The sequence below is a fragment of the Microbulbifer salipaludis genome, assembly GCF_017303155.1.
Lineage (GTDB): Bacteria > Pseudomonadota > Gammaproteobacteria > Pseudomonadales > Cellvibrionaceae > Microbulbifer > Microbulbifer salipaludis.
On record NZ_JAEKJR010000001.1, the window covers coordinates 814853 to 831668 of the forward strand.

The 16816-nt window shown below is 53.8% G+C and carries 11 protein-coding genes; 7 read left to right on the forward strand and 4 right to left on the reverse strand.

Going from position 1 to position 16816, the window contains the following annotated elements; all coding sequences use genetic code 11:
• Position 1 precedes the first annotated feature (1 nt).
• The 5 genes from tssC (at position 2) to tssH (ending at position 7705) form a co-directional block, all read left to right on the forward strand.
• The gene (tssC, locus tag JF535_RS03410) at positions 2-1474 is read left to right on the forward strand and encodes a type VI secretion system contractile sheath large subunit (protein WP_242523568.1); all 1473 of its coding nucleotides are present in this window, start codon (positions 2-4) and stop codon (positions 1472-1474) included.
• Positions 1474-1956 (forward strand): type VI secretion system baseplate subunit TssE, encoded by a 483-nt coding sequence (tssE, locus tag JF535_RS03415; protein ID WP_242523569.1) that lies wholly within the window; start codon positions 1474-1476, stop codon positions 1954-1956. Before tssC ends, tssE begins: the two co-directional genes overlap by 1 nt.
• Positions 1956-3785: a type VI secretion system baseplate subunit TssF gene (tssF, locus tag JF535_RS03420; RefSeq protein WP_206999126.1), complete on the forward strand. Its 1830-nt coding sequence runs from the start codon at positions 1956-1958 to the stop codon at positions 3783-3785. The genes tssE and tssF overlap by 1 nt, the downstream gene beginning before the upstream one ends.
• Positions 3749-4972 (forward strand): type VI secretion system baseplate subunit TssG, encoded by a 1224-nt coding sequence (gene tssG, locus JF535_RS03425; protein WP_206999129.1) that lies wholly within the window; start codon positions 3749-3751, stop codon positions 4970-4972. Before tssF ends, tssG begins: the two co-directional genes overlap by 37 nt.
• Before the next feature lie 69 nt (positions 4973-5041).
• Complete coding sequence (gene tssH, locus JF535_RS03430) at positions 5042-7705, forward strand: type VI secretion system ATPase TssH (protein WP_206999131.1); 2664 nt, start codon at positions 5042-5044, stop codon at positions 7703-7705.
• Between the two features lie 242 nt (positions 7706-7947).
• Here the strand turns inward: tssH and JF535_RS03435 are convergent, their stop codons facing one another.
• From JF535_RS03435 to JF535_RS03450, 4 genes are all read right to left on the reverse strand, one after another.
• Positions 7948-8241, reverse strand: coding sequence for a PAAR domain-containing protein (locus tag JF535_RS03435; RefSeq protein WP_206999133.1), 294 nt, complete (start codon positions 8239-8241; stop codon positions 7948-7950).
• Between the two features lie 3 nt (positions 8242-8244).
• Positions 8245-8823, reverse strand: coding sequence for a DUF6931 family protein (locus JF535_RS03440; RefSeq protein ID WP_066960591.1), 579 nt, complete (start codon positions 8821-8823; stop codon positions 8245-8247).
• Positions 8824-8834: 11 nt separating this feature from the next.
• Positions 8835-10739 carry a type VI secretion system Vgr family protein gene (locus JF535_RS03445; protein ID WP_206999135.1) on the reverse strand — a complete coding sequence of 635 codons (1905 nt, stop codon included), beginning with the start codon at positions 10737-10739 and terminating at the stop codon, positions 8835-8837.
• Positions 10740-10882: 143 nt separating this feature from the next.
• Positions 10883-11371 carry an Hcp family type VI secretion system effector gene (locus JF535_RS03450; protein ID WP_206999137.1) on the reverse strand — a complete coding sequence of 163 codons (489 nt, stop codon included), beginning with the start codon at positions 11369-11371 and terminating at the stop codon, positions 10883-10885.
• An 877-nt stretch (positions 11372-12248) separates the two neighbouring features.
• On the opposite strand from JF535_RS03450, the gene JF535_RS03455 reads away from it, so the two are divergent.
• The gene (locus JF535_RS03455; RefSeq protein WP_206999139.1) at positions 12249-14549 is read left to right on the forward strand and encodes a protein kinase domain-containing protein; all 2301 of its coding nucleotides are present in this window, start codon (positions 12249-12251) and stop codon (positions 14547-14549) included.
• Positions 14550-14692: 143 nt separating this feature from the next.
• On the forward strand, positions 14693-16627 hold the full coding sequence (locus JF535_RS03460) for a ShlB/FhaC/HecB family hemolysin secretion/activation protein (RefSeq protein ID WP_242523571.1): 1935 nt from the start codon (positions 14693-14695) through the stop codon (positions 16625-16627).
• Positions 16628-16816: the final 189 nt, after the last annotated feature.

Consider the following 16816-nt stretch of genomic DNA (forward strand, 5'->3'; position numbering starts at 1 on the left):
CTTGTTTGCCGAGTTACTGCTTCAGGATGGTGACAGCCGCTTGCAGAAATTTCTGGATGAGCCAGACGACCTGTTCGCGTTTGAATATTGGTTGAGTGCCTTCAGTGGTGCTGGTGAAATCGGTCAGCAGTCTGTACGTGAGTGGCTGAATCAGGTCATTGCCGAATTGGATCTCCTGATTAATGATCAGGTGAACGCGATTCTCCATCATCCAAAATTCCAGGAATTGGAAGCACGCTGGCGTGGCCTGTCGATGCTGATTTCCGAAACACCAGCGGCCGACAATATAGTTATCAAGCTGCTGGATGTCAGTTGGAAAGATCTTTCCCGAGATATCGAGCGGGCCGCGGATTACGATCAGTCTGGGCTGTTCCATCTCGTATATAACGAAGAGTTTGGTACCCCTGGTGGTGAGCCTTTTGGCTTGCTGATCGGTGACTACTATATCTCCCATCAGCCGTTTGCAGACCATCCATACGACGATGTGTTTACTTTGCAGGGGATCGCCCATACTGCGGCAGCGGCTTTCGCCCCGTTCATTTGTAGCGCGGCGCCGCAGCTTTTCGGGGTGGACAGTTTTGATGATGTCGCACGCCCGATCGACTTCGCCGAAGTATTCCGGCAGAAACAGTACCTCCGCTGGAACACCCTCCGTGATCTTGAGGATTCCCGGTTTATCGGTGTACTACTGCCGCAGGTTCTGATGCGGCAACCGCATACCCGCGGGTTTTCCCATTACCGAGGCATTCGTTTTGGCGAAAGTGTGCAATCCTCGGACGCGAGTAACCACCTGTGGGGCAATGCGGTGTTTGCTATGGGGTGTGTGCTGATTCGCGAGTTTGATGAGGTTGGCTGGTTCTCACATATCCGCGGTGTAGCGCGGGATCATCTGGGGGGAGGTCTGGTCACACAGTTGCCGAACGCCCCTTACGGTGTCGATAGCAGTGCGCAGTCGATCAAGATGGCGACCTCCATCCTGATCACCGATTTTGCCGAGCGAGAACTCAGCGAACTTGGGTTTACCTGCCTGTGCCATTGCTATGACTCACCGTATAGCGCATTCAACAGTGTTCCGTCATTACAGCGGCCAAAGCAGTACAGCTCCAAATCTGCTACTGCCAATGCCCGAATCAGCGGTATGTTGCAGCAGATACTGTGTGCCTCCCGTTTTGCCCACTACATAAAAGTGATGATCCGCGACAAAGTGGGCGCCTACATGAACGCGGCGGATTGTGAGCGACAACTTCAGCACTGGATGGATCGGTATACCACTGGCCGCGAGGATCTATCATGGGAAATGCTCGCCCGCTATCCACTACGCGAGGCAAGGGTACGAGTAATGGATGAGCCAGGAAAACCCGGTAGCTACCAAAGTGTGATTCACCTCAAAAGTCACTATACGGTTGATCACCTGGTGTCTGAATTGAAATTGACCACTGCGCTATCGCAGATCGGTGTGGGAGTGACCAGCTGATGGCCCAGTTGACCGGTGAGAAGCGACTCCTAGCACCGCTTCTGGATCGTCTGATGGATTCCTCTGTTAGCGTGGACATCCACCGTCCCCACCAAGTATTGCGCCAGTTGCGCGAGGGTGTGCGACGGGATCTCGAGTTCCTGTTCAATACCCGCTACCGATGCCTTTCCGCCCCGGAAGGGCACGAGCACCTCGACGATTCAAATATCAACTACGGCCTGCCGGATCTATCCACAGTAAACCTCACGTCCGGAGACAGCCGCCGAAAATTTTGCCGGGATATTGAGCGTACTATCCTTCGCTACGAGCCGAGGATCAGCTCGGTGAAGGTGAGTACCCAGGAAAACATCGACGTCGAGGATCCTAGTATCCGGTTTCGGGTAGAAGCCGTATTACATGTGAACCCTGCATCAGAAATCATCGTGTTTGATTCCGCATTGAATCCCGTCACGCAACTGGTCGACGTGTCAGAGGTGCGATAATGACTGAAAAACTGATAGACCTTTATGAGCGCGAACTGGCCTTTGTGCAGCAGACTGCCGGAGAGTTTGCCCGGATGCATCCGGCCGCCGCAGCGCGCCTGCAGTTGGATACTGATACGGTAGATGATCCTCTGGTAGCGCGTTTGCTGTCTGGTTTTGCGTATATGAATGCACGGGTGCAACAAAAGCTGAGCGACGATTTCCCGGAGCTGACGGACGCGATGCTGGAAACTCTGTATCCACATTACCTCCGCCCTATCCCTTCATGCGCCATCATCCAGTTTGAGCCCGAATCCGACCTGGATGGCATTGTTCATCTCGAAAAAGATCTTGTGCTTGAATCCGAGAGCTTCCAGGGCCAAAACTGCCGGTTCACCAGTTGTTACCCCGTGGACGTATGCCCGTTTCAGGCCGAGAGTGCGAGCTTGATGCCGCGGCCGTTTATCGCACCGGGTTGCAACGATGTCGCAGGGGCCAACGCGGTACTCAAGCTATCGCTGAAGACGTTCAATGAGGATGTGACCTTCGGCGAACTCAAGCCAAGCCGCTTGCGTTTCTTCCTCAAGGGGCAGCCGAGCCACATCTATAACCTTTACGACCTGATTCTAACGAAGTGCGTCAAGCTCGTCGTCGCGACGGGCGAAGGGGATCCCAATCCGATATTTCTTGACGCGGATGCCTTGAAGCAGGTGGGTCTAAGCCGGGATGAGGGACTATTGCCCTATCCCGACTCCGCATTTCTCGGCTACCGCTTGCTCACCGAGTATTTCGCATTCCCCGAGAAGTTCCAGTTTATCGATGTGGGTGGGCTCGCAGGGGCTCTGAGTGACAAGTACGGTGACTCACTTAACCTCTATATCTACCTGGCGGAGTCCCACCACGAGCTGGAAAAACAGCTTTCGCCCACCATGTTCTGTCTGGGCTGCACCCCAGTGGTCAACCTGTTCGATCATAGTGCTGATCCGATCCCGATTACTCACGAAGAGTACAGCTATCACGTGATTCCCGATGTACGCCGCAGTGATGGTCTCGAGGTATATTCGATCAATGCGGTCAGTTCGACTAACGCCGGAGGCGAAACCACGCACTACCGTCCTTTCTACGGTATCCAGCATAGTGAATCTGCCGATGGAAAATCCGCATTCTGGTACTCCCGCCGACGTGATGTTATCGAAGGTGAGCACCGCAATGAACAGGCCTCAGAAGTGGACATCACGCTGGTGGACCTGGAATTCAATCCATACGACGCCGACCAGCAGACCCTGGGGCTGAAACTGACCTGCACCAATCGTAATCTGCCGAAAAAATTACCATCAGGTAATGCTCAGCCGTACATGTCCATCGTCGACGGCGATGCGCCGTCCAAGCGGATCAGTTGTCCAGTTCCTCCTACCGCCACTATTCGGCCGCCTCGACGCGATCGGGCCTACTGGAGATTGATTTCACACTTGAACCTTAACCACCTCTCCCTCAGTAACAATGGCGGTGTTGATGTACTGAAAGAAATACTACGGCTGTACGATTTCCGTAATTCTGGCAGTACTCGCAACATGATTGAGTCAGTGCTTCAGCTCGAAACCCGTCCAATTACGGCGCCTATCCAGGTAGATGGCAGCGTGGTCTTATGTCGGGGTACCGAGGTAAGCATCGAATTTGATTCGATGATGCTTGCGGGTGCGTCCCCCTTGCTGTTTTCTAGCGTGATCGAGCGCTTTCTCGGGCTCTATTGTTCAATAAACTCCTTTACCAGACTGATCGCCAAGTTGAGCGATCGAGATGGGGAACTAAAGAAATGGCCTCCACGCGCCGGCGACAAAGCGTTAGTGTAATCCAGAAGCTGTGTGGGGAGCCTTATCGCTTTGAGTTCTTTCAGGCGGTACGGAATCTGGAACACGCGGTTCTTATTGAAAAAAATGGCGAAGATTCGGACGATGTAGCGGTGAGTAATGTATTTGCTCGCGAACCGGTGGCCGGTGCTGCGCCGCCGGTGCGGGAGGCGGTACGCTTCAAGGCGCAGTCTTCACTGTCGTTTGTTGCCGCGGATGTAATCCGAATTGAAGAACGTAAACTCTCTGCCCCAGTTTCCGCTCAGGGGTGGGTGAATAATGAGCGCAATGAGGGGCCTCGAGATTCGCTGAATACTGAAGAATCCGACCCGGAAAAACAGTGGAGTATGGAAGTCGGATTCAGTGGGCTCGTCGGAAGTCAGGGTGTCATGCCCTACTATTTGACGGAGGTGCTGCACCGTGAGCTTCGCGAAAAGAGCACAGCGCTGCGAGACTTTCTGGATATTTTTCATCACCGCAATATCTCTTTGTTTTACCGCGCTTGGCAAAAATATCGGCTGCCGGTCAATTATGAATCGGCGAAACGGCGCAAGGCCAGAGAGCCAGATTTATTCAGTCAGGCGCTCGCATCGATCGCTGGACTGGGTACGAGTGAGCTTCAATACCGGATACCCATCCCGGACGATGTTCTTTACGGCATGGCGGGCCATCTTGGTCGGCAACAGTGCTCCGCAGCGGCACTGGAAAGTATGGTTCGGCAGTATTTTGGGCTGAAGGTTACGATCGAGCAGTTTCAGGGGCAGTGGGATGATCTTCCCGAAGATGTGCTAACCAGACTACCCGGCCCACAGTATCCGCTCGGTGTGAACAATCGCCTTGGTACGGACACGATTCTCGGAACCCAGTGCTTCCAGGCCCAGAATAAATTTCGCCTATTAATCGAGCCACTGGATTATTCGGATCATATGGCCATTGCTCCGGGTTCGGAAAAACTGGAAGCGCTGAAGTCATTTATCCAGTTGAGTGCGGGTATTGAAATGGATTTCGAAATTTCAGCCACTTTGAATACCAATCAGGTGTCGCCAGTGCAGCTCACGGGAGATGACAGCCTCCAGCCCCTGTTGGGATGGAATACGCATATGGCCGGGGATCAGGATCAGGATGAGCAGGTGGTGGTTAGCTTGAGTGCCGACCAGATGTCTCCAGAAGAGGCGTTGCCTGCAGCATAAAAGTGGAATTCAAACGGCGACCGTGATCACTTGTGAAATAACAGGGAACGAATTGAGGGAAATAATATTATGATCAACGTAGATCTCAAAAGACTCGTGGACACCATGACACCCGTCATGCGTGAATCGCTAGAGGGCGCAGCGGGCCTTTGCCTGGCACAAAGTCAGTACAATGTTGAGCTGGAGCACTGGCTGCTGAAGCTTCTGGATCAGTCCGATACCGATTTTTACCATCTACTCAACAAGCACGACGTCAATCCGTCGAATCTTGCCAAGCAACTGGCCGGTGCCATCGCCCGCTTTAAATCCGGCAGCAGCCGCCCCGCAGCATTGTCGCCAAGCATTGTCGAGGCTGCAAAAAACTGCTGGATACTTGCATCCATTGATTTCGGCCACACTGCGGTAAGTTCTGGGCATCTCCTGTCTGCGCTGTTGCTGGAGGAAACCTCTCGTCGTCAGCTTTTGGAATCTTGCCCGGAACTGAAAAGTATCGCTCCCGAGTCGATTCGTGAAACCGCGCGTGCCATGTTTGGTCACAGTGGAGAGTCGAGCGTGTTAGGGGGCACGGAGCATACTGCTGATGGCGCCCCGGTGGCAGTCGCCGCGAGCAAAGCGCCAGCGTTGGACAAATATACCGTTAACCTGACTCAGCGGGCTCGTGAAGGAGAGATCGACCCAGTACTGGGGCGCGATGAGGAAATTCGCCAATGCATCGATATTCTCACTCGTCGCCGTCAGAACAACCCGATTCTCACCGGTGAAGCGGGCGTGGGGAAAACCGCAGTAGTCGAAGGCTTCGCATTGCGTATCGCCAGCGGCGATGTTCCGGCGCCACTCCGCGATGTCACTGTGCGAACCCTCGATCTAGGCCTACTTCAAGCTGGCGCCAGTGTAAAAGGCGAGTTTGAGAGTCGTCTGAAGTCCGTGATTGAAGAGGTGAGAGCGTCGGCCTCACCGATTATCCTGTTTATCGACGAAGCCCATACCATGATTGGCGCAGGTGGCAAGGAAGGGCAGGGCGATGCCGCCAACCTGTTGAAGCCTGCGCTGGCGCGGGGTGAATTGCGTACCATAGCGGCCACCACCTGGGCGGAGTACAAGAAATACTTTGAGCGGGACCCGGCGCTTACTCGTCGTTTCCAGGTGGTTAAAGTGGAAGAACCTGACGAACAGAAAGCCGTGGATATGATGCGGGGTATCGCCCCCAGCCTGGAGTTCCATCACAAGGTGCGCATTCTGGATGAGGCCGTGGTTGCATCTGTCCAGCTTTCTCACCGATATATTCCCGGGAGGCAGCTACCTGACAAATCCGTGAGCCTGCTCGACACGGCATGCGCGCGCGTTGCCTTGAGTCAGTCCTCAACTCCAGGTGCGATTGAGGATATACAGCGTATTGTTGCCAGCAGCACCCGTACCATCGAAAAGCTGCGGCGAGAGAATGCCGCTACTGGTGCCCACGAAGATGTCATTCAGCAGCTGCAGTTGGAGCAGCAGGAAGCACAGCAGAAGCTGGATTGCTTGGAAAGTCAGCTGCAGAGAGAGCAGGAACTGATAGCAGAGATTCGTACTCTGCGCGACCGAATCGACGAGGCCTATTCCTCCCAGCTCTCGGAAGGTGCTGAGACCGTTGATGCGTCGGCGTTGTGGGATTTCAAGCAGCAGTTACAGACCCTCACTGAGCAGTTGCGCCAAATCCAGGGAGAAACACCGCTCATGCAGTCGGCGGTAGATGAGCAGTCTATTGCCGAGGTTATCGCCAACTGGACCGGGATTCCGGTCGGCAAAATGGTCAGTAATGAAATCGAGGCGGTGCAGACGCTCGCGGAGCGACTCAATCAGCGGGTCATCGGCCAGCCTCACGCGCTGGATGCCGTAGCGCAGGCAGTGCGCACTTCCCGTGCTGGTCTCACTGACCCGCGCAAACCTGTGGGTGTGTTCCTATTCTGTGGTACCAGCGGTGTGGGTAAAACTGAGACGGCGTTGGCCTTGGCGGAAGAACTGTTCGGGGGGGAGCAGAGTATCACCACCATTAATATGTCCGAGTTCAAGGAGGAGCATAAAGTCTCCATGCTGCTTGGTTCGCCCCCTGGCTATGTGGGTTATGGAGAAGGCGGAGTGTTGACCGAGGCCGCACGACGCAAGCCATATTCGGTAATACTCTTGGATGAAATGGAAAAGGCACATCCCGGCGTACAGGATATTTTTTACAACCTGTTTGACAAGGGTACGATCAAGGACGGTGAAGGCCGCGACATCGACTTTAAGAATACGCTGATCATCATGACATCTAATGCCGGTGAAGATGCAATTCGCGCGATCTTTAATCAGGTTGAGGAAAAGCCGGATCCCGAGGTGCTGCTGGACAATATCCGCCCGCACCTTTTGCAAAAATTCAAGCCAGCGTTTCTCGGTCGCGCCAATGTGATTGCCTATTATCCTCTGGATGATGAAAACCTGGTCGATATATGCAAGATCAATATGCGTCGTATCGAAAAGCGCGTGCGCGAGCACTATGGAGCAGACTTCAGTTATGACGACGATGTTCTCATCAATATCGTTGCCCGCTGCCAGGAGGCCGACACCGGCGCGCGCAATATCGAAGTTATCCTGAATCGCACTCTGTTACCCTCTCTGGCAAGCGAGTGCCTGGACAAGATGGCGAAAGGGGAGGATGTGAAAAGCATTCATGTGGGAGCCACTGCCGAGAGCGGTTTTACCTATCACGTTGGTTGATTGGAGCGCGTGTGCCCCGGTTATGCATCGGCCCGGTCACACGCTGCAATGATCGAGGAAAAACCTTTATCTAACCCAGCAAAGCCCAGCATGAACGATAGGCTTGTTTGTGTGCGTCAGGTATCCGGATACCCCTGAAAAAATAAATCACTATCCTCCAAAAAGTGCCATGGCGAATCCTGGGTTTGAAGTTAATAACGCAATCAAGACAACCAAAATTAACGATTCGACTCTTCGCACGCCTAGCCTCCAATCAGTACGGTCGGACAACCCACCACAATTTTCCCTCCGTGTGCGGTAGAGTCTCCCATTCGAGCAGCAGGCTTGCTCTGAATGAGTACCGTCGTGCTACCCATGGCTACGGTATCCGGGGGGCCGACGCAAGTACAGGCACTACCGACCGTGGCCGCTGGCAGGTTGCCAATGAGCACAGTGGGGCCGCCCGGAGAGAGTATTGGTCCACCCACATGCGGTACTGTACCCGTGGTCATTGGACATACATGCATGTCGGTTATTCGTGATGCGGGCTTTCCCATGATCTACAATTCCGGTTTTCCGCTGCCACCGCGAGCAAGATTGAGCCCCTGTTGCAAATAACGTCTAAAAGCTTGTTCCGGATTTGCAGGGTCGGAGAGGGATGCTGCGAGAATTACACTTCCCGCCACCGCATGCGCGTATAGGTGCGAAGGTGGCTCGATCACGGGCTCGCCGGGTGCGGCGAGGCTCCCATGGCACCAGGAGGCGGCAGTCGCGGCCCAGCTTGCCGGGGTCTTGTGCCCAGTTACTTCACCCAGCTGTTTGCAGATCAGGCGACGCTCTTCGCTGGGATTTTTCACCCAGCTCTCGGTTGCAACCAGTGCTTTTACATTGTTCTCATCGGTCGCCGGGCTTTGTATGTCTCTGGTGGACAGGCATGCCCACCATACGGACTCGCGCTTTGGCAGCCCGAGTGCCAGCAGTTTGATAGCATCGGCATAGCAGCCCGCTTCCATAAGCCGCAGAATACTGACTTCCGGGGCAGTATCCGGAACCAGAGCCGGACGCCCCTCGTCGCTGATTTCTATGTGTTGCAGCAGTTGTTCTGCTGTTGTTGCTTCTACTTTAACCAGATCTGTCATCACTCAGCCTATCAGTTGATCTTGGTTATGCCACCATTGAGGGTCAACATGGCTCCGGCCTTCACCTCAGCCGTCGCGTCGCCTTTACAGGACAGCATTACGCCCTTTATCTCGATTCCCGAAGGCTTGATCGAAATAGTGTTGCTGCCGACTTTCAGGTCTATCGATGTTTTGGAGGATATTTTTATTGCGCCCATCACGTCTATGGTCTGAGTGCCGGACTTTACTTTCAGTTCCTGATTGCCGGAATCGAGTGTGATCGAGTGATCGCCCTTTATCTTGGTGGTCTGATTTCCCTTGCTGAGGGTGATGCTCTCATCCCCCTCGGCAATGGTAATGGTGCGATTTTTCTTGACTTCCAGCGTCTGGTTGTTATCGATCTTGCCAGATTGGTCATTGTGAATCAGGAAATTGTGATCTTTTCCTGCTTCCATATAGATTTCTTCGCTGCCCTTTTTATCTTCAAAGCGGAGCTCGTTAAATTTGCTAGTGTCATATTGGGTTTTCCAACCACTTTGAGTGGCTGTATAGCCTGGCCCGGTATTGTCACCGTTGTAGACCGCTCCAGTTACCACCGGTCGCTCCATATCGCCGTTGATGTAGGTGATAACGACTTCCTGACCTACCCGCGGCACAAAGTTCGCACCCCAGTTATTACCGGAGAATGATTGCATTACCCGTACCCAACAACTGTTCTGCTTGGAGTTCCAGGGAAATCGCACCTTGACCTGTGTATAAGGGTCGTTAGAACCCCCCGACTCCGTGGCTTTTACGCTGAGTACTTCGGCCACCTGGGGTGCATGTATTTGTCTGGTGCTAGTGAATGGATCTGGGCGCGGGGTTACCTTATCCGGGATGCAGGTGAAGGTATTCTTGAAGTGGGTATCATCACTGTTGCTGTCCGTGGCCGAGATGCGGACCGAGGTGAGTAGGTATTTTCCCTTTTCCGACTTGATGGTGTGATCGAGCTGGAACCAACCTCCTGCGGCCAGCGCGGGGCAATCACTGGTGCCGTGGCCGATGTCAAAGAGACTTTCCTCGGCCTCGATGGCGCGTTTTGCAAGTTCCTTGTGGTAGCTGTCCTGAAACACGTGCTCTGATTCGCCAGAAGCCTTAAAGTGATTGATACCGTAAATATTTTGGATGAAGTCGCCAACACCGTTCAGCTTACTGGCTGTTTTGACGGACTGCAGATTGTTCTTCCCAGGAGTGAACTCATTGTAGTCCTTCAATTCATAGCCGCCGCGGTGATAGTTGAAGTCCCTGTGCCAGCTGCTTACTGAATTCTTGCGCGGATGGCTGCCTCCACCATCGTAATCGACTTTTTCGGAGATGCAGTCGTAATAGTCCTTATGGTCATCGCAGATAACCAATTCGTGGGCACCACTCTTCTGTACGAAATAGTATGATATCCCCTCCTGCGCCATCAGTCGGTGAATGAACTGAAAGTCTGTTTCATTAAACTGGGTGCAATGCTCGCGGGCGATGTACTCAGACGTCAACTTGTCGCTGAACTTTATAACACTGCTGTACTCACCGAGTACTTCTTTGATAATGTCCTTCGCTGACTTTTGCTCGAAAATGCGGTTTTTGCCGCCGAGATTGGTGAACCAAAGTCCCGGCTGTATTACGGCTATATACTTTCGCATGCCTTCTGCGTTTACGTCATGCATTGAGAAGTGTGTGACATACCCATCAATATACCGTTCTTTCTCTGCGTAGTGGATGCTTGCTGTGAATGGTTTTCCCACGACATCTGCCTGCTCGATACCGTGATTCGTGGAGAGTAGTTTGAGCTGGTAGCGGTAAGGCTTGGATATGTGCTCTTCGCCATGCAGTGCCGTGGCGATAAAAGTATCTTTGCCGATCGAACAGTTCGTCCGAATCATGCGCTTGTCTTGATTGATAGAAGACATAACAGCCCAAAATCCTTATAGGTGCCAGCAGGTGCTTTGATTAAACCGCGCAGATAAATTGCTGCACTATTGACGTGCGTGAACGTCAAAAGCCGATGTGAGTGGCGATTGCCACCCACATCGGGTCAATTCGCCTAGATTGATTACAGCGGAGTCGCGGTGGACAGGTCGTATCCGACACGCATGTTTTTCGGGTTCTTGTTGGTTTTATCCGCGTGGTTGAGGTCGGCTTCAATTTTGGAGAAGCTCAGGGAGATGGCCTCCTGAGGTGCGCCGCCGGAAGAAGCAGAAATACTGTACGAAGAGATGATGACATCTTCCAGGTTGTAGACTGCAAATTTCTCAACGGAGTTGGCACCAGTTTGTACAACGTGGATTTCAACTTTGACGCCTTCGTCACCAGTGACAGAAGCCTTGAACAGGCCGCCAGAAGCTGCATCGATACGCTTGGTGACGGTAACTTCACTGAGGCTCGGGCGAGACGCTTCGCGGTTGGCAACCGCGCCTGCTTCCATGCTGATGCCACGACCTACGCCGAAGTTAAAGCTGTCAACTTCAATCCAGTCTTCATAGCCCTTGGCGGTTACGTTGCCAGCGGGCGCCTTGCTGTTGAAGTTCATGTAAATAGCCATTGTTTATCCCTCAATATTTTTTGGACATGATGGTGGATATTCCTTTACCGCCATAAAGCAGTAACCGAGGTATTGCCGATTCGGCAAGCCGGACGGATTTAAGCAGACACACATGTAAAAAAAAACTGTTAAAGAGAATGTGCTAATTGACTCTGACACTAATTCCTGCGCATGCCGATAATAGACCGCACGGTAATTGGCGCATACTAAATGCACTCTGGCACGAATTAAATGAATTGCGTCTGCGTGCCTGTTATACATCTCCGGATCTATCCGACTCTGACACGATTTAACGACTCTAATTGGTACTGAGTTACAAAAAGTCACGTGTACTCATGATTTGTTGGTACGCTCGTTTTAGTTGTCGGCGTCTGCGAACACTGTGTAATCAAATGTAATAAGGTTTCTGTGCTTTCGCGCCATCATCCAATTGTTGCGAGAAAATCGCTCCTTTATACTTCGCGCTTCTTTAGACAGTCTGCACAGCCCGCGCCGGTAGTTGTTGCTCTATCCGAATTTCTTAAATGGCGGTTGATCGTGCCGAATGTCACGCATAAGCAGAAAAGGGATTTTCTGTAACGTATACGCCAGGGAGATGGTAGTGAGTGACAAGACCCGAATAGTCAAAAAAGCCGGAGAGAATCTATCTGCGTGTGATGATTCTGATGTGACGGTATTTGTCGGTCATGAAAACACAGGCGCAAATGATCACCCACCTGTTGGTTCCAATCCGGGGCTGCTTCCCTCCGGAGCCGCAGAAAAGCCCTTGCAAGGCGCTGCTGCTACCGTAATCGTTGATTCTGGTGATCCCCGGTCTCCGGCAGCCAAGCCGTATGGGACTACACACTTCGTGCCGTCTACCTCGCGGGAAGGGGCGGTGACCAAAACCGTCATCAAGGGCCGCTTCGAGCTGGACAAGCTGCTGGGCGTGGGCGGCATGGGTGCCGTTTACAAGGCGCTCGACCGACGCAAGTTGGAAGCCAGTGATAGCGACCCCTATGTGGCGATCAAGCTACTGAACGAAGACTTCCAGAAGCACCCCGATGCTTTCATCTCCCTCCAGCGCGAGGCGCGGAAATCCCAAACTCTTGCGCACCCCAATATCGTAACCGTGTACGACTTCGACCGCGAAGGCGACCGGGTTTTCATGACCATGGAGTTCCTTGAAGGGGCGCCCCTCGACAAGCTTCTGCGCGAACATGCGGATGTGGGCCTTGGTAGTGAGCGTGCATCGGCGATTTTGCATGATGTGTCGCAAGCCCTGATTTATGCGCATTCTCACAGGATCGTGCACTCGGACTTCAAGCCGGGAAACATATTTGTTACCCAGAAGAAGGGCGCTAAGGTAATTGATTTTGGCATCGCACGCGCGGTGTCTGAGGGAGGTATTGCCAGCAAGGCTGGTGAGCAGACCATATTTGACGCCGGAACCCTGGGTGCACTCACGCCGGCCTATGCCAGCTATGAAATGCTCAAGGGCGGCGAGCCGGAACCCACAGATGACGTCTATGCGCTGGGATGCGTTGCCTATGAGCTGTTCAGTGGTCGCCATCCTTATAACAAGGTTCCTGCAGACAAGGCGTTTGCGCGCAAGCTGAAGCCGAAGCGCATACGCGCACTTAGCCGTCGCCAGTGGCGTGCCCTTGAAGCCGCACTTGCGTTCGAGCGATGCGACCGTACTGCCACGGTGGATAAGTTCGTTCATCAGTTTTTTGGCAAGGCGGGTTGGAAATGGGCCTTCGGCGGCCTGTTCGTTGCCACACTCGTAGCTGGTGGGTTTGGCTATGCCCATCTTGAGCAGGAAAACGTTGCCGAGCAGCAGCGGGTGAAAGTGGAGCTCGAAGATAAGCTGCAGCGCGAGCTGCTAGAGCGCCGTATTGCGGACAAGCGCGAGGCAATCAGTCGGCTATTGGGCCTCAGTGTACTTACCGCTTCCTGGGAGCGGGACTTGCGCGTAGAGCTGGATGAATACATCGATCTCAACCCTCGCGATGTGTCATTCCCTGAGTCCGTGCGACGGCAGGTATCCGATCTGTTTATTGCGGCGGCCACCGGTCAGTTGAATCTCGGTAATCTGGAGCCGGCAGAAGCCATGCTCGGCCGTGCCGCCCGCTGGAATGAACAGGTGGAAGGAGCCGAAGAAATTCGTGGCCAATTGGCCCAGGAGCGCAAGGAATTGCGCCGGCGTCTGGAAGAGGAGCGAATTGCCGCTGAGCGCGAAGCCGAACGCTTGCGCCAGCAAGAGCTACGCGAGCAGCGCCAACTCGCTGCCGCCGCAAAGCAGCGCAAGATTGACGCGGTACTGGATGATATGGAATCCGCCCTGAGTTGCACCTTCGGGATGCAGATTTCTTCAATCGGCAGTGCACTCGGCCGGCTCGCCGAACTCGACAGGGCCAAGGCCGCGGTTCTGCGCCCGGTACTGGCAGAAGAGCTTGCCGGGTGCTTTGGGCGCTTGGCGGTGAGCAGCCCTGAGCGCACCGCGGGGCTGCTTCGGGAAGCGCGCATCATGCTACCTGCGCAGCGCCTGCTAGCGGATTTCGATATCGATTACTGTGCGCATCTGCGCCCGGGTAGTGGCGCCCGTGGTGATCGCTACACCTGTGCTGATCCGATGCGAGATGGAGGTTTCGGTCCGCAAATGGTGGTGGTGGCTGGTGCTTCCGGCAGGCCTCTGGCGGTGGGGCGTTACGAGATCTCAAACAGCGAATTTGCGCGCTTCTGTAATTCGACGGGCAAGTGTACTGGGGTGCAGCTCGATAGTGGCGCACTACCCGTGCATAACATCTCCCGAGCGCAGGCAGAGCAGTATATCCAGTGGCTTAGTGCTCAGACCGGGCGCAGTTACCGGTTGCCGAACGAAATCGAATGGTTTGCTGCGGCCAGCGCCAATGGTCAGCCCGAAGTCTCTGATCGTAACTGCACATTGCGATATGGCGGTATCGAGCGAGGGCTGGAGCTCGTCGCGGCTAACGCGGGCAAGGCCAACCCCTTCGGAATCGTTAACGCCGTGGGTAATGTTCAGGAGTGGGTCGTCAGTATAGACAAGAAGCTGATCGCCGCCGGCGGCAGTCGGGTGGATGCTATGAGCCGCTGTCTGGCCACCTCAAAAACACTGCACAGTGGCGCTGGTGATGAGATTACCGGCTTCCGCATCGTGCGCGATCTGGTGCGCTGAGCACCGTATAAAAACATAGTGATCTGCTGACGATAGAACACTGCCTAGTGCGGAAAATCAGTCTGTGGATGCACGTGGCATATTCCAAGGGGGGAAATGTGGCTTTGTTCAGTAAGGGATTATTGGTGGTCTCGGTGGCGGGAATGTTGCTAACTGGTTCGGAAGTGAGCGCGCAGGACGGCGACAGTGGTTTCCGCAGCCGGGTGCGCCAGGCGTTTGAACAGGATGTACCCCATATCAACGATACCGATGTATCGGAGGAGTTCGAGCGCCGCGCCAAGGAGGCCAGGGACCCTAACCTGGATACGGACATTCCAGAGGTTTCCGGTCGTGAAATCGGCCCCCGTATCTCGGTGAAGAAATTCCGTTTCCATCGTCTGGAAGAGTACCCGGAATTCGGTATTGACCGCGAGACAGTCGAGGCAAAGGCCGAAGCACTCCGCGTCCAGTATATGAAGGAAGATAAGATTGTCGCAGCGGGTTACACCGTCGAGAACCTGCAAGAGATCGCACTACTACTCGAAGGCATGGGCGCGCGCTTTGCACCGGAAAATCTGGGAGCGAGGGAGCTGCGCAAGCTGATAAATACGCTGGAGCGTCAGAACGCCCAGCGTGGACTGAGCTATGTGGATTTGGAGGACATAGCCGCAGAGCTCACGCGTTTCTACCGCCAGCAGGGGTTGTTCCTGGCACAGGTGCAGATTCCAGCGCAGGAAGTGCAGGGTGGCGTGGTGACCTTTTCAGTGCAGGAGGGCGTACTCGGGCAAGTGGCGGTACACGACAACCAGAAGTACAGTGCAACGCAACTGGCTGACGCGTTTTCTTCGCAACAAGGAAAATTGGTCAATCACGACAGCATTGAAGAGTCGCTTTACCTGTTAAACGACTTGCCCGCGTTGAACGTTGCCGGCTACTTCAGCCCGGGCGACAACCCCGGTGAGACCCGCCTCAACCTAAAGGTACGTGATGAGAGCGGTTGGCGCCTGGTCACGCGCATGGATAACCACGGCTCTACATTTACCGGCGACAACCGTATTTTCACTGCCGTCGACTGGTTCAATCCCCTTGGAATCGGTGACGAGCTCACGGTGGGTTATCTCAAGTCGTCCGGTATTGATGAATTTGATTCCGGATTCGGCTCGAATCTTGGGCAACTAAAATACAGCCTACCCCTGTTGAGTACGCGCACACGCATTCAACTTTCGGCCGATTACAATAAGTTCAAGATTCATAATTCTGCAAACGAAGACGACTTCATTAACCTGCTCGAGCTTGAAGGCATCAATGAAAACTATGGCTTGAGTGTGGATCACAAATTCCGGCGTTCACGGGATTTCAATATCACCGGTACTGTCACGGTAACGGACAAGAAATCCGAAATGATGGCTGCGACGCCTATCCTCGAACGCTGGGATCAGGCGCTCGGTGGCGAAGCTGGTATCTACGTGGATCACCTGTCCGGTGGGGGCATACCCATGCTGAACGTCATCAACGCGAAAATACAGTATGGGGAGCTGAATAGCTACACCGGTGACACTAGCTTGGAAACGGATTCCGAGTTTCAAAAGTTCGCTGCGGAAACCAGTTCGTTGCTCTTTCTCCCAATGCCACTGACAGATTTGCAGTCGCGGCTTGTCGTAAAAAGCCGCTGGCAGTATAGCGATAATACCCTGCCATCTTTTGAGCAACTTTCCCTTGGCGGTGCCAACGGCGTGCGTGCGTTTGATGTGCGGGATTTTTCTGCCGATCAGGCCGGGCTGATCTCTGCCGAGTGGTATCCGTCTTTCCCCGAATCGATCAATCCCAAAATCTTTGGTAATCGCCTGAATGACATGCTGCAGGTGGCGGTGATTGCGGATGCTGGCTACGGCATCGTAAACAATCCTGAAGAGGATCTGAACAATGACTGGGCAGCCCTCGCCGGGGCCGGCTTCCTGTTTAAGTTCAGTTGGGCCGAAAACTGGGCGAGCCAATTGTCGGTGGCCTGGCCGACGAGTTCCAAGTCATCCATTGAGGGTGCCGGAGACGATGCCGACAGTCCCACCCTATATGCAGACTTTTCCTACTTCCTGCAGTAATCAAACTTCGATTTAAATGATATCGGCAGCGCCGCGGCGCCGCCATGGAGCTAAGTGGCAAGAATCATGAATATGAAAAGAAATTTGCTTTCTATTGCAGTGAGTGTATCTGGTCTAGCCGGCATCACGCTAACCATGCCCCAGTTTGCCATGGCTGGGCCTAGTGGTATGAACGTTGTGGTAGGCACA

Bases quoted from the DNA above. Each gene is read 5' to 3' on its own strand.
- tssH (WP_206999131.1), top strand. From the start codon at position 5,042: ATGATCAACGTAGATCTCAAAAGACTCGTGGACACCATGACACCCGTC.
- JF535_RS03460 (WP_242523571.1), top strand. From the start codon at position 14,693: ATGTTGCTAACTGGTTCGGAAGTGAGCGCGCAGGACGGCGACAGTGGT.
- JF535_RS03440 (WP_066960591.1), bottom strand. From the start codon at position 8,823: ATGACAGATCTGGTTAAAGTAGAAGCAACAACAGCAGAACAACTGCTG.
- tssF (WP_206999126.1), top strand. From the start codon at position 1,956: ATGACTGAAAAACTGATAGACCTTTATGAGCGCGAACTGGCCTTTGTG.
- tssG (WP_206999129.1), top strand. From the start codon at position 3,749: ATGGCCTCCACGCGCCGGCGACAAAGCGTTAGTGTAATCCAGAAGCTG.
- tssE (WP_242523569.1), top strand. From the start codon at position 1,474: ATGGCCCAGTTGACCGGTGAGAAGCGACTCCTAGCACCGCTTCTGGAT.
- JF535_RS03450 (WP_206999137.1), bottom strand. From the start codon at position 11,371: ATGGCTATTTACATGAACTTCAACAGCAAGGCGCCCGCTGGCAACGTA.
- JF535_RS03445 (WP_206999135.1), bottom strand. From the start codon at position 10,739: ATGTCTTCTATCAATCAAGACAAGCGCATGATTCGGACGAACTGTTCG.
- JF535_RS03435 (WP_206999133.1), bottom strand. From the start codon at position 8,241: ATGGGAAAGCCCGCATCACGAATAACCGACATGCATGTATGTCCAATG.